Source organism: Desulfolutivibrio sp. (assembly GCF_036584575.1).
GTDB lineage: Bacteria > Desulfobacterota > Desulfovibrionia > Desulfovibrionales > Desulfovibrionaceae > Desulfolutivibrio.
This window is the reverse complement of sequence record NZ_JAZHDB010000109.1, coordinates 1-20,189: the sequence shown is the minus strand read 5'-3', so window position 1 is coordinate 20,189 and position 20,189 is coordinate 1. Positions and strand designations below refer to the sequence as shown.

Here is a 20,189-nt window from a genome sequence, read left to right as displayed (position 1 = left end):
GGCGTGGTGTTCGCCAGCCTCATCTGCCAGTACATCTCCCCGATGATCATGAAAAAAGTCGCGGCCGTAGGCTTTGTGGTCATGGGTACGCTCATCTACTTCGACAAACTGTGAGGCGGACATGGAAGACGACGTCCTGACCCTGGATCTGCGGGACAAATGCTGAGGGCTTGGCATGGAGATAGGTTGGTATCTCCGCTTATCCCGAAGTAAAAGGCTAGAGTTTTTAACGAAAAAAGACGCTCTGGCGATCCTGGAAGATCAGGTGGCCACGGTGTCCGGCTGGAAGCTTGCCGTGACCGAGGCCGAGGATCATCTGGTGGGGGTCTTTACACGCGACTGAGGCCGGGCCGCCCATGACGTCGTGGTTATTCTTCCCGCCTGCCCGAATCCTGGGAGGCCCACATGATCAGGTGGTAGCCCCGGGAACCGATATTCTGGACGATCTCCTGGTATTTCGAGGCGATGGCTGGCGTTTCATCCTCTTTTCCCCGTGACATGCGCAAGAACTTGACCTTGCCCAGTTCTTCCCGAATCCCTTCTGGAATGGCGTCAAGCCCGTCTCGCTCCCGCAAGAACAGATAGGTGGTGGGATTTTTCCGGCTTTGGTGAATGGCGAACTGCATGGCGTGCTCCAGGCCTATTCCTTGCCCGTTGCGTCGTCGCGCGGCGCAACGGAATCCTGGGTGACGAAATGGCCCAATTCGGCCTGTCCGTCGCCGGTCAGGACGGCGGTGGAATCGGTTTCCGTGCTCCCCGTGACCTTGGCCCGGCCAACGGTCAGACCGGCCTCGTTTTGCACGCATACCAAAGCGCCCGGCAAAACCCCGTGATCCCTCCCCAGCCCGAACGATATCTGGAGCCCCTCGGGGGAGCGCTTGATCATATATATTTCGGCTTTTCCTCTTGCGGCCATGTCCCGCTCCATTTTTTTGGCAAGAAAAAAGACCGTTAATCCGCACAGTATCGCCAGCGGCAAAAGACCGGCGGCGGCGGCGTACGGATGAAATCCCACATAGCGCATGACATAGGCGGCGGCGTTGACGCGCTTGCTTGGCGCATCGGGATAGACCCGGAAAGTGAAGGTCAGCGAGGGGTGAGGTTTCTTCTCCTTTTCCCCGCGCACGGTCACCGTGTACTTTCCGGCTGCAGCGTTTTCCGCCGCAGTGGCCTCTCCCTTCCACATGAATCCGCCCATCCAGAACCCCTTGTATGTCGATTCGGGGCGAAACTGTATGGTCTCCTGCGGTCCTTCAATGATCAGGTCTTTGATCTCTGCTGTGTCCGGGGGCATGGGGCCGTTTACCACCATGGATTCTCCCGGTATCAAATCGAAGGTGTTGAATTCCTGCCGCAGTTGCGCGGTCAGTCCGTCAAGGACGCACAAGAGGATGATGGCCATGCAGAGCCCACCGATCCGGCTCGCAACGTTCCGCAGGGTTTCAACCGTTTTCTCATTCATGATTGTGCTGATTCCACCTGGGGCTGTTTTTCGCGTAAAAGACGCATGGAAACATACCCTGCGATCATGGTGGGCACAAGCATGGAAAAGAAGCTTTTCATGAACGTGGGGGTAAACACGTCGGGGTTGGCATTGGCCAGATACATGGCCACGCACAGCTCGGCGAGGATCAGGACATCCACTGTGATCACGGCGATTTTCTGCCTGGTGTTGAGTTCGCGTGCGGGAAGCTTGTTTTCGTCGCTCATGGCGTCCTCCGTTTTGTTTCCCTGTGTGTGGTCCGCCCGGCCTGGCCACTATGGCCGGGCGGACCTATTCGAGGGAGGGTTACTTCTTGAAGATGTCAGTCTTGCTGATGTTCATGAAACGCAGGGCCTTGCCGTCTTCCTTGTAGTAGATGCGCACTTCGTCGCCCGCATCCCACTCGGCGTCGGGGTACTTCATGAATTCCTCGCCCACCTGCACCACCACGTACAGCTTCTGGCGGCCGGAATAGATGGTGACAGTCTTCTTGTCCTTGTCCACGGCGGGCAGCTTCTTGTCCTTGACCAGGGGATCGGCGCGACCCACGCCGTCCTTTTTCTCGATCAGCTTGAACGGGACATGCACGAAGTTCTGAATGGCCCCGTCGTAGAAGGTGATCTCGCTCTTTTCCATGTCCAGCTTCATCCGTCCGCCAGCCTTGGGCTCGGGACCCATTTCATTGGGATCCGTGGGCAGGCTGTAGGTCAGAGGCGGCAGATACGAATAGTCCGGGTTGCGCGTGTCTATCTTCTTGTCACGGATGATCGTGACCATCTTTTTTTCCTTGTCGAAAGCCACAACCCGTCCCTGATCCACCTTGCCGTACTCTCCGCAGCCCAGGATGAACATCACCGGGAGGGCGAGGAGCAGGTTCAACCACATGCGTCTCATGGATTCCTCCTTGTCGCTTCTTTGTTATCCGCGTTTCGCCGTCCCGCTAGCCCCGGGCCTTCTTGGCCGCGATTTCCCGCTTGGCGCCCTGCACCATCTTGATGGTGATGTAGGCCGACAGGGCCACTACCAGACCGTTGATCAGGAAGGTCGCCATGATGTCCGTGGCCGCCTTCGCTTCCGGATAGTAGTTGGGAATGAGCTTCAGGATGATGGAGATGATGCAGCCGATGACCGCCAGTCCGAAGGCGATGCGGATGCCGTAGCCCTTGATGTACTTGGTGGCCACGGAGCCGACCTGGGCGCCCATCGCGGCGCCGATCAGCATGATGATGGCCGCCACGAGCTCGGTGCGGCCCTTATAGGTGTAGGAGCCCGCGCCATACAGACCGGAGATCATGACTTCAAAGAGGTCGGTGCCGACGGCCACGTGGGTCGGGCAGCCAAGGAGATAAATCAGGGCGGGCATGCGGATAAGCCCGCCGCCGATGCCCAGGATGCCGGCCAGCCAGCCAGTCAAAAACGACACGAAGATGGGCAGCCAGGCCGAGCAGTAGATGCCCGCGACGTTCAAATGCACCATGGGCGGGATCTTGATCTTGTGCAGGGTCTTATGCCACTCGATGCCCGTGGCCAGCTTGTCCACTTCCTGTCCGGCGGCGGCGGCGGCGCGCTGCTTGGCTCGGCGCTTGGCCACGTCATGAAAGACCATCCAGGCGATGAAGACCAAAAGGACGAGGTAGATGTAGCGGACGACCTTGTCCACGCTGCCTATCCGTTCCAGCCACATGATCATCTGGGCGCCGACTTCGAAGCCGACCACTGTGCCCACAAGCATGATCATGCCGAGCTTGTAGTCCACGTTGCCGAACTTGCCGTGCCGCATGGTGGAAATCAGCGATTTTCCAGCCATGTGCGCGATGTCCGTGCCGATGGCGAAGGCCATGGGGAATCCCAGGATGTTGAGGCCAGGCGTGACCATCCACGCCCCGCCCATCCCGAAGAAGCCGCCGATGATGCCCACGCCCACGCCGAGGATAATAAGCCCCGGCCAGAATATGGTCACGCCCGAGATGGGCATGAGGATGTATAACCAGTCCATTCTGTTGCTCCTTTCCTCTTGTTCTCTCGTTTCCAAATTGGTTTGGCTTCAGGCCGCGCCGTAGTGGAGGACGGGCTATCGGCCTAGTGCTCCGCCAGATCGCGGTGCTTGAGGTCGATGCCGACGAAATGCATCACGATGTCCGCCAACACACCGAAGATCACGCCCACGGTGGGGATGATGATGATGGTCAGGATCGTGAAATAGAGGTGGCTCTCGTTGTACAGATTGGACCACCAGGCCATGACGCCGGACAACTTGCGGGTGTCGGCCACAATGACGATGCCCGCGCCGCCGCCCCCGGCCGCGAACGCAGCCATGGGCATGAGCAGGAACATTGCCGTCACCGCCACGATCATCTTTTTCCACAATGCCTTCATGGAACTCTCCTCCTTGGGGATTGCAAACCAAACGCCTACCGCACCACCAAAACCGAGCACGGAGCATGCGCCACCACCTTGGAGGCCACGCTGCCGATAAGGAACCGGTCCAGGCCCTTCTTGGTCCGGCTGCCCAGCACCAGAAGGTCAATTTTATTGTCCTCGGCCACCTTGACGATCAGGTCGGCCGGGGACACGCCCTGCTCCAGAAGTATCTTGGCCTCAATGCCCAGGGCCTTGGCCCTGGCCGCATAATCCGCCACAGCGACCTTCGCGGCGGCCAGGCACTTCTCCGAAATGCTGGCCGACTCGCCCAGATAGTCGCCGATGTCCATGAAATCCTCGGCCACCACCAGGATGGACAGTTCGCCGCCGCACATCTTGGCCTGCTGCGCCGCTTTCTCCAAAATGCCCACTGCGTGTTTGGATTGGTCGAGTGCCGCCATGATCTTCATCGTAAGCCCCTCCTGTATGAGTTTTTCCCGCCACCCGCTGGCGCGGATCACAAACGCTGCCCCTTCATAAGCAACCTCCGTGCCACTTTTTTCACAATGCTGATTTTACTCACTTTTAATAACGCCAAAGAAATCCCGCTTGACAATCACGCCGGTTCTTGCGCAACAAGATCATGGCTTGGCGCAAACCGCGCCCGCGGTGAAACCGGCCATCTCCCGAAATACCGGGGAGTTCGAAAAACGCGCCAAAGGAGGCGCCCCCCATGCGCTTTCTGCGATATGAGGATAATGAAACCGCCGCCCAGGCTTCGGCCTTTCTCTCCGACTGGAGCATCAGAAAAAAACTCCTGGTGACCATGATCCCGGCCGTGGTGTGCATCCTGGTGGTCACCGGCTATGCCAGCCATCTCCTTTTCACCCACTATTTCTCCATCGCCCTGGAGCGTAACGCCATCGTCCTGACCATGGCCCAGGCCCACGAAATCGAAGCCCTGTTCGCCACCTGCCGCAACGAGCTGTCCATCCTGGCCACAAGGCGCCTGGACAAGGCCTCGCTGGCCGAGTTCCTCAAAAGCCGCAACTCGGTCTACGGCGGACGCTATCGGGAGGTGGTCTTTGCCGGGGTGGACCCCCGGGAACAGATCTATCTGCTCTGCAATCGGGGCGAGATCGCGGACATCCCCGTGGAATCGGCGGCGCTCATGAAAAACAGCCCCCTGATCATTCCCAAGCGGGCCGGGGAGATGCGGCCCGGGGACGTCCTGCCAAGCGGCCCCATCGACCTGTTTTTCCCGCCCACGGTCAGCCTGCCGGGCGTGGGCAACCTGAGCCTGAGCGTCTTTCGATTCATCACCCCGGTGGTCAACGCGGACGGCGCCCTGCGCGGCTATCTGGTCCTGTCCCTGGACGCCCATGCCGCGCGCAACATCCTGTCGCTTTTCACCTCGTCCAAATCGCCTCTCTACGGATTCCCGCGGGCCGCCGAGAACCGCTACAGCTTTTATTTCGACGACAAGGGCTGGATTCTCTTTCAATCCGAAAACGCGGATGAGCAGGAAAAGGAACTCTCCGTGGAGTTGGCCAGGTCCGGGCTCACCGGGGACCAGGGCCGCACCGGTTTCGAGACCGGGTTCCGGCCATCCCAGCAACACCAGGAATACTGGCGGATGATGGAGGAGGTTCGCGCCGGGCGCTCCGGGCTGGGCAGCGCCTTTGCGGCGTTTTTCAACTCCAAATCCGTGGCCAGCGAACAGTTTCTCGGGTTTGCCCCGGTACGTTTCCCGGTGAAGGCCAACGACCCCGGCGAGGTGATCGGCGGCATCATCTACGTGGATCGCAGCCTGCTGCCCCGGGCCGCCGAATTCGGCCAGTTCAACGTCATGTTCGGCATCGGCGTAGCCTCCATGCTGGCCGTCTCGCTGCTCATTTATTTCCTGAGCCGGATCATCACCCGTCCCATCCTGCGGCTGGCCACCGAGGTCACGGCCATGCACGCCGAAGGACGGCTGCGGCGCATGGAGCTCCCCGAAAGCGACCACGAGACCTCGGTGCTCAAACGGTCCATCAATGATCTGATCGCCTCGCTCTCCGCCAAGGACCAGGAGATACGGCGCAAAGAGGAATACCTGCGCACCGTGCAGGCCAGGGAGACCGTGCGCCTGGACGGCGGAAGCGCCCTGGTCGCCAAGGCGGGCGACATCTTGGGGGCCAGCCCCCCGATTTCCACCCTCTTGTCGCTGATCACCAAGACCGCCGCTGCCGACGCCGACGTGCTGGTGGTGGGTGAGACGGGCACGGGCAAGGAACTGACGGCCGAGGCCATCCACAAGCAAAGCGCCAGATCCGGCAAGCCCTTCATCTCCATCAACTGCGGCGCGCTGGATGAAAATCTGCTCATGGACGCCATCTTCGGCCACGTCAAAGGCGCCTTCTCCGAGGCCAAGTCCGACCGCAAGGGGGCCTTTCTGGCCGCCGACGGCGGCACCCTGCACCTGGACGAAATCGGCAACGCCTCGGTCAAGGTCCAGCAATCCCTGCTGCGCGCCCTGTCCGTGCGCCGCATCCGGCCCCTGGGCAGCGATGCGGAGATCGATTTCGACGCCCGGGTCATCGCGGCCACCAACGTCAATCTGAAGGAGAAGGTCCAAAAGGGCGAATTTCGGGAAGATCTGTATTACCGGCTCCAGGTGTTGACCATTTCCACCCCCCCCCTGCGCGAACGTATGGAGGACATTCCCCTCCTGGCCGGACACTTCCTGCGCCAGGCCGCCGGATTCACGGGCAAGGGCGAGGCCCACTTAAGCCGGGGCGCCCTGGAAAAACTCATGCGCCACGACTGGCCGGGAAACGTGCGAGAACTCAAAAACTGCCTGACCAGGGCCGTGGCCCTGGCCGAACGCGAGGTCATCTACGCCGAGGACATCAAGTTCGGGGACGAATGCCCGCGCCTTTTGCCCGATGATGTGGAGGAGACCGCCGCCCCCGGCGTTTTCGCCGCAGACGCGCCAACCAGCAGGCACGACGCCTTCCCGGCCGGGAGAACCGACCCGCCCCCCCCGGAGGCCGTGAAGCCGCGACCGGCCACCCCGTCACACCGCGCCGGACGGCCTCCGGAGCCGGTTCCCGGGGCGAGTTCCTCCGCACCGGGGCTCAACCCCAGACAACGCAAGGCCCTGGCCGCCCTGGCCCACCTTGCAGCCATCAGCAGACAGGACTATCAGGAGGCGGCCGGATCGGACGTTCCGGATCGCACCGCCCAGCATGATCTCAAGGAATTGGTGGAAAAAGGTTTTTTGCATAAATCCGGCCGGGGCCCCTCCACCCGCTATCATCCGGCGCGGGGGCTCACGGAGCTTACGTGAAATGCGCAAGCCGCTTTTTCCCGCCGCCGCAAGATGAATTGCGCAAATATGGCGCAACACATCCGCCAAAATAGCGCAAAAACCATCTCGGCGGGATCACGGACGTCCTGGGGTTTTGGTTCTTTTCCAGGTTTCCATCACACCGGTTTGCAAGGAGAACGCGGCGTGAGGCATGATTATCCCCGGCCTTTCGGGCAGGCTGCGACACGGCCCGGACTGATTGCGGCCATCCTGGCGCTTGTCGCAACGCTTTGCTCCCCGGGGTGCGCCTTTTTTTCGTCGACGCCCGGGCAAAAATCCCTTGGGGACTCTCTCGGGGCCAGGGTCGCGGACACGGCCCGCTCCCAGATCGGCGCCCGCTACCGCTACGGCGGCGACACCCCGGGACAGGGCTTCGACTGCTCTGGGCTTGTGCAGTGGGCCTTTGCCCAGAACGGATTGCGCGTGCCGAGAACGGTCAGCGACCAGAGCCTGACCGGCCGCCAGGTGCGATCCTCGGAGCTGCTTCCGGGGGATCTGGTGTTTTTCAACACCTCGTTTAAACGCACGGAGTTGCATGTGGGCATCGCCACGTCCCCGGGATATTTCGTGCATAGCCCCAGTTCCGGCGGGCGGGTGCGCGAGGCCCGCCTGTCCGATCCCTACTGGACCTCGGTCTTTTCCAAGGCCCGGCGCGTCATCCCCTGACCACCCCCCGCCCCCGTTTCCGTTTTGACATTGCGGGCCAAAAGGGCGTATGTTTTTCCGTAGAATCCGGATCGTCCCGCCTGATGCAGGGACGAGGCGCGCCCCCCGGGAATTCCCCATGGAGAACGCCATGGATGCATCCCCCACCGGCCTCCCCCCCCCACGCATCGGGCCGCGCCACGGCGCCCTCCGGCGGGCATCCGGCGCGATTTTTCCCTTGTGGCGGCATGTCGCCGCCTTCTTCCTGCTCCTGTGGGCGACACCCCTCGCCTTCCCCGTCCCGGGCTTGGCCGACATCACCCTGCCCATCGGCTTCGTCATCGGCCTGACCGGACCCGGCGCGCCCGACGATTCGGACATCTGGGACGGGGCGCTTCTGGCCGTGGAGGAGATCAACGCCGCCGCGCCAGGCGGTCTGCACATCGTCATGACCGCCCACGACACCCGGGGCACGCCGATTATGGCCAAATCCGCCACCAAGCAGGCCATCGCCGCCGGCGCCGCCATCCTGCTCGCCCCGTCCTACAGCTCCCAGGCCCTGGAGGCCGCCAAGGTCGCCCAGGGGGCGGGCATCCCCATCATCTCGGTCATCGCCACCCATCCGGGCATTACGGCCGTCGGCGACAAGGTGTTTCGGATCTGCTTCGACGACAACGACCAGGCCGACGTCATGGCAACCTTCGCCCGCCGGGATCTTGCCGCCGCCACGGCGGTCATCCTCACGGACGTGACCAGCGCCTATGCATTGGCCATGGCCGACGCCTTTCGGAAGCGGTTCCTCGACCTGGGTGGACGGGTGATGGCCGAAATCGAATACAAAATGCAGCAGCGCCATTTTGACGAGGTGGTGAAGCAGGCGGCGCGGGCCAAGGCCGACGTGCTGTTCATGCCCGGCTACTGGCTGGACGCCTCCATCATGATCAAGCAGATGCACGGGGAGGGACTGGGCGCCATCCCCCTGGCCGGGGACGGATGGGGGAGTTCGCAGTTCGAAAATCTCAGGGGCGAGTTGCCCAGACGGGGCTATTATACGGATCATTGGGCCGCATTCATGACCGACGAAATTTCGCGCCGATTCTCCACGGCCTACGCCGCCCGGTTCGGACGCCAGCCCGTGGCCGGATCGGCCCTGGCCTACGATGCTGTACACATGGCGGCCCTGGCCGCCATGACCGTCGGCCACGCACAGCCCCAGGCCCTGGCCCTGGCCCTCGCGAACATGCGCGACGTCCAAGGTGTCACGGGCGTGTTGACCTTCGTCCCGGAGGGAACCATCAAAAAAAGCGTCCACATCATGAAAATCCAAAACGGCAAGGCCAGCCTGCTGCGAACCGTCATCCCGGAGGCGTCGCCACATGTCCCGCATGCGCAGGAGTAAACAGCCCGCAGCCAGGGGGCGTGCGGCCCGCGCCGCCCTGGACCGCCGCCTGCCGTGGCTTGTGGTCCTTTGCCTTGTGACGGCGCTCGGACCGGGATTGGACTGTCCGCGCCTTGCCGAGTCCGCCCAAGACCCCGTGCGCATCGCGGCCATCTACGCCGAGTCCGGCGAGGCCTCCGTGGGCACGGCCAAACAGGATTTTCGCGGCGCGGCCCTGGCCGTGGAGGCCATCAACGCCTCGGGCGGGCTTTTGGGACGCCGGGTGGAGCTTGTCGCCTTCGACAACCTCAGCACGCCGCTGGGCGCCCGCCACGCCGCCCTCCAGGCGGTCGAGGCAGGCGTGTCGGCCGTTGTCGGCGGCCCATGGAGCGGCATGGCCACGGCCATGGCCGAGGTCTGTCAGCAGGCCCGGACGCCGTTTGTCACCTCCATCGCCACCCACCCGGGCGTGACCCGAACCGGCGAATGGATCTTCCGCGTCTGCTACACCGACGACCAACAGGGCGAACTGCTGGCCCGCTTCGCCCGGTTCGGGCTGTCCGCCGCGACCGCCGCCGTCCTGGTCAATGTCGGAAGCTCCTACAGCCAGGGTCTGGCCGAGACCTTTTCCCAGGCGTTCACCGCCGCTGGAGGCCGGATCGTCTGCGAGCAGAGCTTCAAATCCAACGACACGGACTATTCCGGCGAGCTTGCGACGGTCGCCGCAGCAACTCCGGATGTGGTCTTTTTGCCAAGCTACGCCATGGAGTCCGGGCACATCGTGCGCCAGGCCGCATCCATGGGCATCACCGTCCCCTTCCTGGGGGGCGACGGATGGGGGCCGACCATGATCGAAACCGGGAGAGGGGCCGTCAACGGACACTTTTATACCACCCATTGGCATCCGGACGCCCCCGTCGCCGCCGGGAAGGACATCGCCCAGGCCTACCTGAAGGCCCACGGCCTCGCTTTGGTCCAACCCGACGCCATTTTGGCCTACGACGCGGTCATGGTGCTGGCCGACGCCATCCGCCGGGCGGGCAGCCTGGACCGCAACGCAATCCGGGGGGCCTTGGAAAAGACACGGGATTTCCCCGGCGGCACAGGGACCATCACCTTCGACGCCGACCGCAACCCCATGGGCAAGGAGGTCAGCATCCTGCGTTTCGAAAACGGTCGGACCATCTTTTTCACCTCGTTCCGGTGAGGCCGCCGCCCATGCCCCAACTCTTCGCCTTGCCCCTGCGCTCCAAGATCAATCTGGCCATCCTGCTTACGTTTACGGTGGTGGCCGTGATCTCGGGATTTTTTATATCCTTCCACGCCGCGAACAGGCGCCAGGTCGCCCTGGACCATATCCAGGTTCTGCTGCAAAGCGTGGTGGCCCAGCGCTACGAATCCCTGGCCAACGAGATCTTCGCCCGCCAGGATCGGGCCGTGGCCGCCACCCTGAGGGAGATGATCAAGGTCCGGGACGTACGCGGCGCGGCCGTCTATCTCCCGGACGGGTCGGTCTTCGGCCTAGCCGGGCAGGAGACCGGCGAGCCCTTATCGCCGCAGGACCGGGCCAGGCTGGCCGCCGGGCCGCGGTTTTTCAACGCCGTGATCGGCGGCAATCGCGTCCTGTGCTATGCCGAGGCCATTTCCATGATCGGCGAGGATGTGGGCTACGTGCGCATTGCCTATTCCCCGGAGAACCTGGACCGCCAGGGACGGATCATGGTCATGCTTTTCATTGCGGCCCTGGCCGTCAACCTCGTGGTCATGCTGGGGCTTCTGCACGGGCTGCTGCGCCGGGCGGTGCTTGGGCCGGTGAACCTGTTGCGCGGGGCCATGGAACGGGTACGGGGGGGACATCCCGGCGAAACCGTGGAATTGGACACCGGCGACGAAATCGGCGGCATGGCCGGGGCCTTCAACGCCATGTCCCTGACGCTTAAGGAAAACGCCGCACGCATCGAGGCCGGAAGCAAACAGATCGAGGAGGCCAACCGGACCCTGGAGGCCAAGGTCCGCCAGCGCACCACAGATCTGGAATCGGCCAACGCCCGGCTCACCGACGAGATCCTGGAGCGGGAACGGGCCCGGGCCGAAAGCGCCCGTCTGCTCGATCTGCTCACGGCCACCATCGAGTCCACGGCCGAGGGCATCCTGGTGGTGGACACCAACCGGGACATCGTGGCCGTCAATCACCGGTTCCTCGAACTTTTCGGCCTTTCCCGCGACTGGTCCCTGCTGCCCACCCCCGAGGCCCGTCTGGCCGCCACCGCCGACCAGGCCAAAGACCCGGCGGCCTTTTCCTCCCGCATCAACGAGTTGCTCGACAATCTGACCCTGGAGGCCGTGGATGTGGTGGAGATGGCCGACGGCAGGCTGCTGGAGCGCCGGGCCAGAACCTACCGCATGGGCGGGCGGGTGTGCGGGCGCCTGTACACCTATCTGGACGTGACCGTACGCACCCTGGCCGAAAAGCATCTGCGCGACGCCGTATCCGAACTCGAGGCCATCGTGGAGAACACCCTGGTGGGCATTGCGCTCATCCAAAACGGCGTGTGCCGCAAGATCAACCGCCGGGGGGCGGAGATCCTGGGCTATCTCCCCGAGGAACTGACCGGAAGGCGCCTCTCCGATATTTATACATCCGCCGTGGGCGGTGCGGAGTTCGAGGCCCGCTATCAACACGCGTTGCGCTGCGACGGGGCCTACCGAAGCGAAGAGGATGTCCGCCTCAAAGACGGCGGCGCCGGCTGGGTGCGCATCTACGCCAAGCCCCTGGACCCCCGGCGCCCGATGCAGGAGGTGATCTTCGCCTTCGACGACATCAGCCGCCAAAAGCTCCTGGAGGACAACCTGCGCGCGGCCAAGGACGCCGCCGAGGCCGGAACCAGGGCCAAGAGCCATTTTCTGGCGGCCATGAGCCACGAGATCAGAACCCCCCTCAACGCCGTGGCGGGCATGACCGAGGCGGCCCTGGCCACCACCCTGACCCCCGAGCAACGCGACTACCTGGGCGTGGTCAAAGACTCGGCCAGGCATCTGTTGGCCGTGCTCAACGACATCCTCGACGTCTCCAAGATCGAGGCCGGAAGGCTGACCCTGGAGCATATCGACTTCGATCTGCGCCGGATATTGGAGGGCCTGCGCCGGGCCCTGGCCGCCGAGGCCGCCCGCAAGGGGCTGGGCCTGACCCTGACCGTGACCCCGGATGTGCCGGGGTATCTGCGCGGAGATCCCGTGCGGCTGCGCCAGGTGATTTTCAATCTGGCCGGAAACGCCGTGAAGTTCACCCCGGCCGGCGAGGTGCGCATCGAGGTGGGCCGGGTGTCCATGCCCCCAGGCGACGACGACCGGGTGCAGCTCTGTTTTGCCGTCTCCGACACGGGCATCGGCATCCCCGAAGACAAGTTGGAGGGCATTTTCCAGAAATTCACCCAGGCCACCACCTCCATCACCCGCACCTACGGCGGGACCGGGCTTGGGCTGTCCATCTCGCGGCAGATCGTGGAGCTCATGGGCGGCAATATCTCGGTCCGCTCCCGGCTCGGGGAGGGCAGCCGGTTTACGTTCAGCATCGTTTTCCAGACCGGCAATCCCGATCTGGCCCAGGACGCCGACGAAACGCAGCAGGCCCTGCCCGACACCCGCCCCCTGCGGATCCTCCTGGTCGAGGACAATGCCCTAAACGCCCGGGTGGCCATGCTCATGCTGTCCCGCCTGGGGCACGACACCCTGCATGCCGCTGATGCCGAAAAGGCCTTTTCGGCCCTGGCCCGGGAGGACTTCGACGCCGTACTCATGGACATCGAGATGCCGGACCTCGACGGCCTGGAGGCCACGCGGCGCATCCGTCGGGGCGGTCAGGGACAGGTTCGGATCAAAAGGCCGGAGGTTCCCATCCTGGCCATGACCGCCCACGCCCTGTCCGAGATCCGCCAGGAATGCATCCAGGCGGGCATGGACGGCTTTCTGACCAAGCCCGTCTCCCAGGCGGAACTGGCCCGGGCCCTGCATCGGGTGGCCGAGCCCCGGCGCACCTTCTGGGAATCGCCCCCTCCCCTGGACGGCCAGGATGAGGCCGCAACGCACCCCACAGCCGCAGACGACCACATCGCCCCGCCCGTTTTGGACAAGGCCTACGCCACCCGGCGCATGGGCATCGGCGACGAGGAATACCGCCTGATCCTGACGGTGGGGGCCAAGGAGACCGTTCTTGGTCTGGCCACGGCCAGGGCGGCCCTGGTGGAAGGGAATCTGGAAGGCCTGGCCCGCACGGCCCACACCCTTAAAAGCGCCACGGCCGCCATGGGGGCCCTGTCCTGCCGCGAGGCCGCCGCACGCCTTGAGGAGGCGGCCAGGGCCGGGGATGCGGCCAGGGCCGGGGAGGCCCTTGGCGAGTTGGACCGGGAGGCGGCCAAGGTCATGGCCGCCTGGCAGGAGATGACCGGCCCCCGGGATGTCGCCGCCGCCCCATGTTCCACGGAAGGCGAGGCCTGACCGGGACGCCCCGTCCCTATCCCCCGAAATACCGCAGGGCGGCCACCGTGCCCATGCCTGCGGCCACGGCCCCGAAGAAACTGCCCGTGCGCCAGGCGACCAGCGCGGCCGGGAGGCTGCCGAGAAAAAAAACATTGCCCGGGGAAAGATCTAGCCCCCCCCGGGGGGCGAAGATGGACGGGAAGAGCAACGCCGCCAGCACCGCCGCCGGGACAAACCCCAAAAACCGCACCACAAGCGGCGGCAGGGTGCGGCCGGATAAAAAGACCAGGGGTGCGGCCCGGGGCAGGTAGGTGGCCAGGGCCATGCACAGGATGGTCAGGAAGACGTCGGTCTGATCGAGGATCGCCATAGGGTTCCCAGGGCGGCCCCGGCCAGGGTGGCGGCCAGGACGCCGAAACGGTCCACGCCGAAAAGGGCCAGGGCCGTGGACAGGATTCCGGAAAAAAGGGCCACGGCCAGATGGGTTCGGGTCTTCACCTGCCCCGCCAAAAGGGCGATGAACATGGCCGGCAGGGCGAAATCCAGGGCGATGGGCCGCACGTCGCCAATCTCGGCCCCGGCCACGGCCCCCAGAAATGATCCCAGCACCCAGGCCGCCTGGGCCATGACCCCCACGGCCAGGGTCTCGGCCCGGGAGAGCGGCCCCTCGCGCAGGGCCCCGGCATGCAGGGCGAAGGTCTCATCCGTCAGTTCGAAGGCCAGAAGGGACAGATCGCGCCTGCGCCACGTCCCAAGCGACGGCGACAGGGCGGCCGCAAACAGCAGATGGCGCAGATTGACCACGAAGGTGGTCAGGACGATCCCGGCCATGGACGCCCCGGCGGCCAAAAGCCCCACGGCGATGAATTGCGCCGATCCAGCAAAGACCAAAACGGACATGGACAGGATGTTTTGCGTGGAGAGCCCGGCGTTTTTGGCCAGAACCCCATAGGCGAACCCCACGGGCACATAGCCCAGCACCACCGGCGCCACCCGGCAGGCCGCGCGCCACAGGAAGCTTCCTGCCGGGTGGGCCTTGGCCGGGTTCATTTCCGGGCCGTGCCCTTGAAAAAGGTGTAGTTGAAGGCGCCGTCCGGCTCGGCCGTGCGCAACAGGTCGGCCAGGCCCGCGTCGAAGGTCGCGGCGTCGGCCAGCCCCTCGTGCAGGGCCGCCTGGCGCGCCCCGGCCACCATGGGCACGATGATCTTGCGCACAAAGGAATCGGCCAAATCCGGCAGCGACCCGTCGGAATAGACCAGGCGCGGCGAGACATGCACGTCGCCAAAGCCCGCCTCGGCCAACAGGGGATAGACCCGCCTGCCGATGCAGGAATCCCCTCCGAGCAGGGCCTGGGCCCGGACCAGACCGTTCCAGGCCGCCCGCGCCGCCGGGGTCTCGGGATGGAAATAACAGGAGCCGTGATCGCCCTCGATGACCGTGATGCTCCCCCCGGTCTTGAGCACGCGCCGAAGCTCGGTCAGGGCGGCCATGGGGTCCGGCAGATGCTCCAGGACAAAGCACACGAAGACGTGGTCGAAGGACTCGGCCGGAAAGGGCAGCCGGGTGATGTCGGCCTGCTGGAACCGCACGTTGCGGTATCCGGCCCCGGTCACGGCGGCCTCGGCCCGGGCCAGGGAATCAGGCGAGATGTCCACGCTGGAGATCTCCGCGCCCGGGCTTTTTTCCGCCAGGATCACGGTCTGGGCCCCCACCCCGCATCCGGCCTCCAGGACGGTGGTTCCCGGGGGATAGCCCGTGTCGTGGTGCAAGAGCCCGGCCAGGCCGCCAGCCTGGTCCAGGAGGCGTTCGGCCTCCCGCTTGCCGTAGCCGTGAACGTATCCGGTCCCGGACATGCGTCCTCCTTTTCTGGACAAAAGGGGGTTATGGGCACGATCCGGAGTTTGTCAAGAAATTCCGGGCACATTCCCTGGCGATGACCGAACTCCCGTAGCGTTCCTGCCGCGTCGCCGCTGGCCCCGGGCTGGCCCGCCCCGGCGGACGGGGGCGGCCCCGGGGGTTTCGTCCGGGGTCGTTTCGGGCTATCGTGGGCTACGCCGCCTTTGGCGCAAGGGAGAGGAGAGAGTGAAGATGAAGATCGTGACGGTGGGCCTTTTCACGCTTTTTCTGGCCTACGCGGGCTATGCGGCCCTGATGTACGTCTTGCAGGACTCCCAGGTTTTCCCGGGACGGGAGACCGACCCGGCCCTTGTGTCCCAGCTTCGGGCCTACCACCCGGACTTCCAGGACGTGACCCTGACCACCCCGGACGGGGACACGCTGGCGGGCTATCTGCTGCCCCGCACCCTGCCCGCCCTGCCCGCCCCTTCCGATGACCCGGCAACCGGGGAAGGGACGTCGCCGACCCAGGTCGCCGCGCCGATCCTGCTCTATTTCCAAGGCAACGCCGAGGAGGCGGCCTCGTTTTTCCTGTGGTCCCCGACCGAACTGCCCCGCTTCACCCTGGCCGCCGTCAACTACCGGGGCTACGGCGCGTCCACGGGCCGGGCCACGGAGGCGCGCGTCAAGGCCGACGCCCTGGCCGTCTACGACGCCCTGGCGACCCGCTTTCCCGGCACGCCCATCGCGGTCATGGGCCGCAGCATCGGCACCGGCATGGCCGCCCATGTGGCCGCCCGACGTCCGGTCGAGGCCGTGGTGCTGGTGACGCCCTACGACAGCATCCTGTCCGTGGGGCAGGCTGCGCATCCCCTTTTGCCCGTGAAACTGCTGTTGCGCCAACCCTTCGACGTGTCATCCGACGCGGCCAAGATCACGGCCCCCACCCTTTTTATCACGGCGACGAACGACACCCTCATCCCCGAGTCCCACGCCACGGCCCTGGCCGCCGTGTGGGCCGGTCCCAAGGATTTCCGACGGCTGGCCGGGGGGCACAACTCCATCCTGGACAACCCCGACTACTGGCCCTTTATCCGCGACTTCCTGACCGCCGTGCAAAACGGCACGTTCACGCCCCCGGGCCGGGGCTGATCCCAGGCCCGGACACGCACATCCATCCGGAGGGCAGCCATGCGCATCAACGCCCATTGCCATGTCTTCAATTTCAAGACCTTCCTGACCGATGCCGCCAAGGCCATTTTGGCGGCCCGCCTGAATCGGGGCGGCCTGTCCAAGCCCTTTGCCGAGGTCATCGTCAACTACATCGACAAACGGCTGGACCGGACCACCGACAACCGGGAGGCCCTGGGCGAACTCTACGACATGATCAACACCCGGCGGCGCGGCGGCCTGTACCTCTGGGAATTTCTGCGCCTGGGATTTCTGCCGGACATCGCCGCCGTGACCGACGACCTGCTGGCCAAGACCCGCGATCTCTTGGACGACCAAACGGACGACGCCGTGGTCACGGCGCTTATGATGGACGTGATTTCCACAAAAGAATCCACAGACGACGCCCTGTTCCACGACCAGTACCGCCAGACCGTGGAACAGGCCCTGCGCCACCCCGGACGGGTCTTGCCCTTCGTGGCCTTCAATCCCAACCGGACGGGCCGCCCGGCAGGGGAAAACGGTCTGGAGATCGTGGAAGCCGCCCTGACAAGCGGGGCCTGCCTGGGCGTGAAGCTCTATCCGTCCCTGGCCGAGCATGGGCCCACCGCCCCCGGCATGGACGACCTGTTCTCCCTGTGCAACGACACCCAGGCCCCCATCGTCATGCACGCCAACAGCGGCGGATTCGCGGCCTCCCCGGCCACGGCCCTGCGCTGCTATCCCGGGGACTGGAAGCCCCTTCTGCTCAAATATCCCAACGTCCGCCTGGATTTCGCCCATTTCGCCGACGAGGACATCTTCACCGACCCCGGAAGCGAACCGTACAAGTGGCGCACCATGCTGCTTGGCATGGTCAAAGACCCGGAACTGGGCGGCCGGGTCTACGGCGACGTGTCCTACCAGGACGAACCCCTGGGCCGGGCCGCCGTGCGCCGGGCCTATTTCGACCGGCTCAAGGGCTATCTGGACGACAAGGCCCTGTCCCGAAACATCCTGTGGGGCACGGACTACTACATGATCTATCTGTCCCGCAGCAATTCGGAATACTGGGACATGTTCAAATACGAACTCGGTCCTGATTTCCCAATCATCGCCGAGGCCAATCCCCGCCGTTTCCTCGGCTTTCCCGGCGACAACGGCAAGATGGCCCCAAACATGGAACGTCACGTCGCGTTTCTGCGCCGCATGCGCGGCGCGCCCCAATGGGAAGTCGGCTCACCGATGGCCCAATGGCTGGCGGCGGCATTCGCCAACCAGCCCGCCCGGCCGGGACAGCCATGAGCCTGCGGCCCGGACACCGCCGCACGCCTGGCGCAAAAACACGACCCAGGTTCCGGGACAGCCCATGGAAATCGACTTCCACCACCACGCAACCTCCCTGATCGCGGTCCTGGCCGGGGACTTGACGCGCGCCCCGGGCCTTGAGGATCCGGACACGCTCCGGGTGGCGCTCGTCCGGCGGACATGGCGTCATGGGATTACCCCGCTTGGGGGACAATCCCAGCCTGGAGGTCCGCACCATGGCCGCCGTACCCCTGACGCCCGCCCTTGCCACCGAATACGCCGCCCTGTTTCAGGCCTGCACCGTCCCACCCCGCCACGCCGCACAGGTGACGGCCGCCGCCGTCGGCCTTCTCCAACACCGCGACCGCTATGCCGCCCTGGGGCGCGACCTGGGCATCCCCTGGCATTTCCTCGCCATCATCCACACCATGGAGTGCTCCGGCCGCTTCGACCGCCACCTGCACAACGGCGACCCGCTCACGGCCCGCACCACCCGCGCCCCAACCGGACGCCCCCGCCAGGGACAGCCGCCCTTCACCTGGGAACACAGCGCCGCCGACGCCCTGGCCATGAAAAAACTGGGGCCGGGCACGGACTGGTCCCTGCCCGGCATGCTCTACCAGTTCGAGCGTTACAACGGCTTCGGCTACCGCCTGCACCATCCCCGGACGCCCTCGCCCTACCTGTGGAGCTTCTCCAACCACTACACGAGCGGGAAATACGTGGCCGACGGCGCATGGTCAGCCACGGCCGTCTCCAAGCAATGCGGCGCGGCGGTCCTGCTCAAGGAACTGATGGCGCGGGGAGAGGTATAGAAGCACCAGGGGGAAACTTTTTTGAAAAAAAGTTTCCCCCTGGACCCCCCTTCAAAAAACTTCGGCGCGCTTCGCGTCCGCGTACGAGAGAACTCCTGTTCTCCGGCCAGCCTGATTTTCGTTGGCGTTTCCGGAACAGCTTCGCTGTTCCGAAAACGCCAACGATATCAGGGGGTCCGGGGGAAATGATTTCCCCCGGGCGGGGTTCGGGGCGGCAGCCCCGGCTTCGCCGACTACGGCCGGGCGGCCTTGGCCGGTTCGTAGCTGCACAGGGGTTCGGGGGCCATGTAGTTGCCGGACATGGTGAAGGCCCGGGCCCGGCAGCCGCCGCAGACCCGGTGATATTCGCAGACGCCGCATTTGCCTTCGTAGGCCGCCTTGTCGCGGAACTGCAGGAAAGGCTTGGATGTGCGCCAGATTTCGGGGAACGGCGTGGTTTTCACGTTGCCGCAGTCCAATTCCAGGTAACCGCAGGGCTGCACCTGGCCCACGGCGGAGATGAAGCAGAATCCCGTGCCGCCCAGGCAGCCCCTGGTCATGGCGTCCATGCCGAAGGTGTCGGGGGTCACGGCCACGCCCTCGGCCTTGGCTCGCTGGCGCATGATCCGGTAGTAGTGCGGCGCGCAGGTGGCTTTCAAGTGCATGCTGGTGGTCTTGCGAAAATCGTAGAACCAGTTGAGCACCTCTTCGTATTCCTCGGCGGAGATCACCTGGGTTCCGAGCTGCGCCGCCCGGCCCGTGGGCACCAGCAGGAAGATGTGCCAGGCCGCCGCGCCGAGGCCCTCGGCAAGCCTGAAGGTGTCCTTGAACTTGGCCAGGTTGCTTCTGGTCACGGTGGTGTTGATCTGAAACTCCACCCCGGCGTCCTTGAGGTAGCCGATGCCGCGCATGGCCTTGTCAAAGGCCCCGGGCACGCCGCGAAAGGCGTCATGGGCGGCGGCCTCCGGGGCGTCGATGGAGATGCTGCACCGCTGGATGCCGGAATCCTTCATCTCGCGGGCGTTTTCCGGGGTGATCATGGTCCCGTTGGGGGCCATGACGCAGCGCAGGCCCCTGGAGTCGGCATGGCGCACCAGCTCGAACACGTCGGCGCGCATCAGCGGTTCGCCGCCGGTGAAGATGATGATCGGCGACCCGGTCTCGGGGAAGGTGTCGATTAAGGCCTTGGCCTCGGCCGTGGACAACTCCCCGGGCCAGGGCTCGGGCATGGCCTCGGCCCGACAGTGCTTGCAGGCCAGGTTGCAGGCCCGGGTCACCTCCCAGGCGATCAGCCGCAAAGGCGGCGCGCCCGTGGGGGAGGGGGAAGAAGCGTGGGGGGAGGAAGAATGGGGAGAAGATGCGTGGGGATGCTGAGAGGGATGCATGGGAGCCTCCGGCGGCCAGGGA

Annotated in this window: 20 protein-coding genes; 9 read left to right on the top strand and 11 right to left on the bottom strand. The window is 64.8% G+C overall.

Annotated features, from left to right (window positions below):
- Positions 1 to 175 precede the first annotated feature (175 nt).
- The gene (locus V3572_RS08575) at positions 176 to 343 is read left to right on the top strand and encodes a hypothetical protein (RefSeq protein WP_332110572.1); all 168 of its coding nucleotides are present in this window, start codon (positions 176 to 178) and stop codon (positions 341 to 343) included.
- Positions 344 to 368: 25 nt separating this feature from the next.
- Here V3572_RS08575 and V3572_RS08570 read toward each other — a convergent pair whose 3' ends face one another.
- The 7 genes from V3572_RS08570 to V3572_RS08540 form a co-directional block, all read right to left on the bottom strand.
- Positions 369 to 626, bottom strand: coding sequence for a YcgL domain-containing protein (locus tag V3572_RS08570; RefSeq protein WP_332110571.1), 258 nt, complete (start codon positions 624 to 626; stop codon positions 369 to 371).
- 14 nt (positions 627 to 640) lie between these two features.
- Positions 641 to 1,402 (bottom strand): hypothetical protein, encoded by a 762-nt coding sequence (locus V3572_RS08565; RefSeq protein ID WP_332110570.1) that lies wholly within the window; start codon positions 1,400 to 1,402, stop codon positions 641 to 643.
- A gap of 56 nt (positions 1,403 to 1,458) precedes the next feature.
- Positions 1,459 to 1,710, bottom strand: coding sequence for a hypothetical protein (locus tag V3572_RS08560; RefSeq protein WP_332110569.1), 252 nt, complete (start codon positions 1,708 to 1,710; stop codon positions 1,459 to 1,461).
- Between the two features lie 79 nt (positions 1,711 to 1,789).
- Positions 1,790 to 2,377, bottom strand: a complete 588-nt coding sequence (locus V3572_RS08555) for a DUF4881 domain-containing protein (RefSeq protein ID WP_332110568.1) — start codon at positions 2,375 to 2,377, stop codon at positions 1,790 to 1,792.
- A 46-nt stretch (positions 2,378 to 2,423) separates the two neighbouring features.
- Positions 2,424 to 3,479, bottom strand: coding sequence for a sulfite exporter TauE/SafE family protein (locus V3572_RS08550; RefSeq protein WP_332110567.1), 1,056 nt, complete (start codon positions 3,477 to 3,479; stop codon positions 2,424 to 2,426).
- An 83-nt stretch (positions 3,480 to 3,562) separates the two neighbouring features.
- Complete coding sequence (locus V3572_RS08545; RefSeq protein WP_332110566.1) at positions 3,563 to 3,859, bottom strand: DVU0150 family protein; 297 nt, start codon at positions 3,857 to 3,859, stop codon at positions 3,563 to 3,565.
- Between the two features lie 35 nt (positions 3,860 to 3,894).
- Positions 3,895 to 4,314: a universal stress protein gene (locus V3572_RS08540; protein ID WP_332110565.1), complete on the bottom strand. Its 420-nt coding sequence runs from the start codon at positions 4,312 to 4,314 to the stop codon at positions 3,895 to 3,897.
- A 263-nt stretch (positions 4,315 to 4,577) separates the two neighbouring features.
- Here V3572_RS08540 and V3572_RS08535 point away from each other — a divergent pair, with 263 nt between their 5' ends.
- The 5 genes from V3572_RS08535 to V3572_RS08515 all read left to right on the top strand — a co-directional run bounded on the left by V3572_RS08535 (position 4,578) and on the right by V3572_RS08515 (position 13,713).
- The gene (locus tag V3572_RS08535) at positions 4,578 to 7,175 is read left to right on the top strand and encodes a sigma 54-interacting transcriptional regulator (RefSeq protein WP_332110564.1); all 2,598 of its coding nucleotides are present in this window, start codon (positions 4,578 to 4,580) and stop codon (positions 7,173 to 7,175) included.
- 165 nt (positions 7,176 to 7,340) lie between these two features.
- Positions 7,341 to 7,862, top strand: a complete 522-nt coding sequence (locus tag V3572_RS08530) for a C40 family peptidase (RefSeq protein ID WP_332110563.1) — start codon at positions 7,341 to 7,343, stop codon at positions 7,860 to 7,862.
- 130 nt (positions 7,863 to 7,992) lie between these two features.
- On the top strand, positions 7,993 to 9,240 hold the full coding sequence (locus tag V3572_RS08525) for an ABC transporter substrate-binding protein (RefSeq protein ID WP_332110562.1): 1,248 nt from the start codon (positions 7,993 to 7,995) through the stop codon (positions 9,238 to 9,240).
- Positions 9,218 to 10,426 (top strand): ABC transporter substrate-binding protein, encoded by a 1,209-nt coding sequence (locus V3572_RS08520; RefSeq protein WP_332110561.1) that lies wholly within the window; start codon positions 9,218 to 9,220, stop codon positions 10,424 to 10,426. The genes V3572_RS08525 and V3572_RS08520 overlap by 23 nt, the downstream gene beginning before the upstream one ends.
- Positions 10,427 to 10,437: 11 nt before the next feature.
- On the top strand, positions 10,438 to 13,713 hold the full coding sequence (locus V3572_RS08515; RefSeq protein ID WP_332110560.1) for an ATP-binding protein: 3,276 nt from the start codon (positions 10,438 to 10,440) through the stop codon (positions 13,711 to 13,713).
- A gap of 16 nt (positions 13,714 to 13,729) precedes the next feature.
- Here V3572_RS08515 and V3572_RS08510 read toward each other — a convergent pair whose 3' ends face one another.
- Genes V3572_RS08510 through V3572_RS08500 form a run of 3 tightly spaced genes read right to left on the bottom strand, consistent with a single transcriptional unit; the run spans position 13,730 to position 15,548 of the window.
- Entirely contained in the window at positions 13,730 to 14,065 is a 336-nt protein-coding gene (locus tag V3572_RS08510; protein ID WP_332110559.1) for an AzlD domain-containing protein, read from the bottom strand.
- On the bottom strand, positions 14,032 to 14,745 hold the full coding sequence (locus V3572_RS08505; RefSeq protein WP_332110558.1) for an AzlC family ABC transporter permease: 714 nt from the start codon (positions 14,743 to 14,745) through the stop codon (positions 14,032 to 14,034). Before V3572_RS08505 ends, V3572_RS08510 begins: the two co-directional genes overlap by 34 nt.
- Positions 14,742 to 15,548 (bottom strand): methyltransferase domain-containing protein, encoded by an 807-nt coding sequence (locus tag V3572_RS08500; RefSeq protein WP_332110557.1) that lies wholly within the window; start codon positions 15,546 to 15,548, stop codon positions 14,742 to 14,744. The genes V3572_RS08505 and V3572_RS08500 overlap by 4 nt, the downstream gene beginning before the upstream one ends.
- Before the next feature lie 235 nt (positions 15,549 to 15,783).
- On the opposite strand from V3572_RS08500, the gene V3572_RS08495 reads away from it, so the two are divergent.
- The 3 genes from V3572_RS08495 to V3572_RS08485 all read left to right on the top strand — a co-directional run bounded on the left by V3572_RS08495 (position 15,784) and on the right by V3572_RS08485 (position 18,803).
- On the top strand, positions 15,784 to 16,683 hold the full coding sequence (locus V3572_RS08495; protein ID WP_332110556.1) for an alpha/beta hydrolase: 900 nt from the start codon (positions 15,784 to 15,786) through the stop codon (positions 16,681 to 16,683).
- A 39-nt stretch (positions 16,684 to 16,722) separates the two neighbouring features.
- Positions 16,723 to 17,985 carry an amidohydrolase family protein gene (locus V3572_RS08490; RefSeq protein ID WP_332110555.1) on the top strand — a complete coding sequence of 421 codons (1,263 nt, stop codon included), beginning with the start codon at positions 16,723 to 16,725 and terminating at the stop codon, positions 17,983 to 17,985.
- Between the two features lie 191 nt (positions 17,986 to 18,176).
- Positions 18,177 to 18,803, top strand: coding sequence for a peptidoglycan-binding protein (locus V3572_RS08485; RefSeq protein ID WP_332110554.1), 627 nt, complete (start codon positions 18,177 to 18,179; stop codon positions 18,801 to 18,803).
- Between the two features lie 233 nt (positions 18,804 to 19,036).
- Here V3572_RS08485 and ahbD read toward each other — a convergent pair whose 3' ends face one another.
- Positions 19,037 to 20,167, bottom strand: a complete 1,131-nt coding sequence (gene ahbD, locus V3572_RS08480) for a heme b synthase (RefSeq protein WP_332110553.1) — start codon at positions 20,165 to 20,167, stop codon at positions 19,037 to 19,039.
- Positions 20,168 to 20,189: the final 22 nt, after the last annotated feature.

Bases quoted from the DNA above. Each gene is read 5' to 3' on its own strand.
- V3572_RS08575 (WP_332110572.1), top strand. From the start codon at position 176: ATGGAGATAGGTTGGTATCTCCGCTTATCCCGAAGTAAAAGGCTAGAG.
- V3572_RS08570 (WP_332110571.1), bottom strand. From the start codon at position 626: ATGCAGTTCGCCATTCACCAAAGCCGGAAAAATCCCACCACCTATCTG.
- V3572_RS08565 (WP_332110570.1), bottom strand. From the start codon at position 1,402: ATGGCCATCATCCTCTTGTGCGTCCTTGACGGACTGACCGCGCAACTG.
- V3572_RS08560 (WP_332110569.1), bottom strand. From the start codon at position 1,710: ATGAGCGACGAAAACAAGCTTCCCGCACGCGAACTCAACACCAGGCAG.
- V3572_RS08555 (WP_332110568.1), bottom strand. From the start codon at position 2,377: ATGAGACGCATGTGGTTGAACCTGCTCCTCGCCCTCCCGGTGATGTTC.
- V3572_RS08550 (WP_332110567.1), bottom strand. From the start codon at position 3,479: ATGGACTGGTTATACATCCTCATGCCCATCTCGGGCGTGACCATATTC.
- V3572_RS08545 (WP_332110566.1), bottom strand. From the start codon at position 3,859: ATGAAGGCATTGTGGAAAAAGATGATCGTGGCGGTGACGGCAATGTTC.
- V3572_RS08540 (WP_332110565.1), bottom strand. From the start codon at position 4,314: ATGAAGATCATGGCGGCACTCGACCAATCCAAACACGCAGTGGGCATT.
- V3572_RS08535 (WP_332110564.1), top strand. From the start codon at position 4,578: ATGCGCTTTCTGCGATATGAGGATAATGAAACCGCCGCCCAGGCTTCG.
- V3572_RS08525 (WP_332110562.1), top strand. From the start codon at position 7,993: ATGGATGCATCCCCCACCGGCCTCCCCCCCCCACGCATCGGGCCGCGC.
- V3572_RS08520 (WP_332110561.1), top strand. From the start codon at position 9,218: ATGTCCCGCATGCGCAGGAGTAAACAGCCCGCAGCCAGGGGGCGTGCG.
- V3572_RS08515 (WP_332110560.1), top strand. From the start codon at position 10,438: ATGCCCCAACTCTTCGCCTTGCCCCTGCGCTCCAAGATCAATCTGGCC.
- V3572_RS08510 (WP_332110559.1), bottom strand. From the start codon at position 14,065: ATGGCGATCCTCGATCAGACCGACGTCTTCCTGACCATCCTGTGCATG.
- V3572_RS08505 (WP_332110558.1), bottom strand. From the start codon at position 14,745: ATGAACCCGGCCAAGGCCCACCCGGCAGGAAGCTTCCTGTGGCGCGCG.
- V3572_RS08500 (WP_332110557.1), bottom strand. From the start codon at position 15,548: ATGTCCGGGACCGGATACGTTCACGGCTACGGCAAGCGGGAGGCCGAA.
- V3572_RS08495 (WP_332110556.1), top strand. From the start codon at position 15,784: ATGAAGATCGTGACGGTGGGCCTTTTCACGCTTTTTCTGGCCTACGCG.
- V3572_RS08490 (WP_332110555.1), top strand. From the start codon at position 16,723: ATGCGCATCAACGCCCATTGCCATGTCTTCAATTTCAAGACCTTCCTG.
- V3572_RS08485 (WP_332110554.1), top strand. From the start codon at position 18,177: ATGGGATTACCCCGCTTGGGGGACAATCCCAGCCTGGAGGTCCGCACC.
- ahbD (WP_332110553.1), bottom strand. From the start codon at position 20,167: ATGCATCCCTCTCAGCATCCCCACGCATCTTCTCCCCATTCTTCCTCC.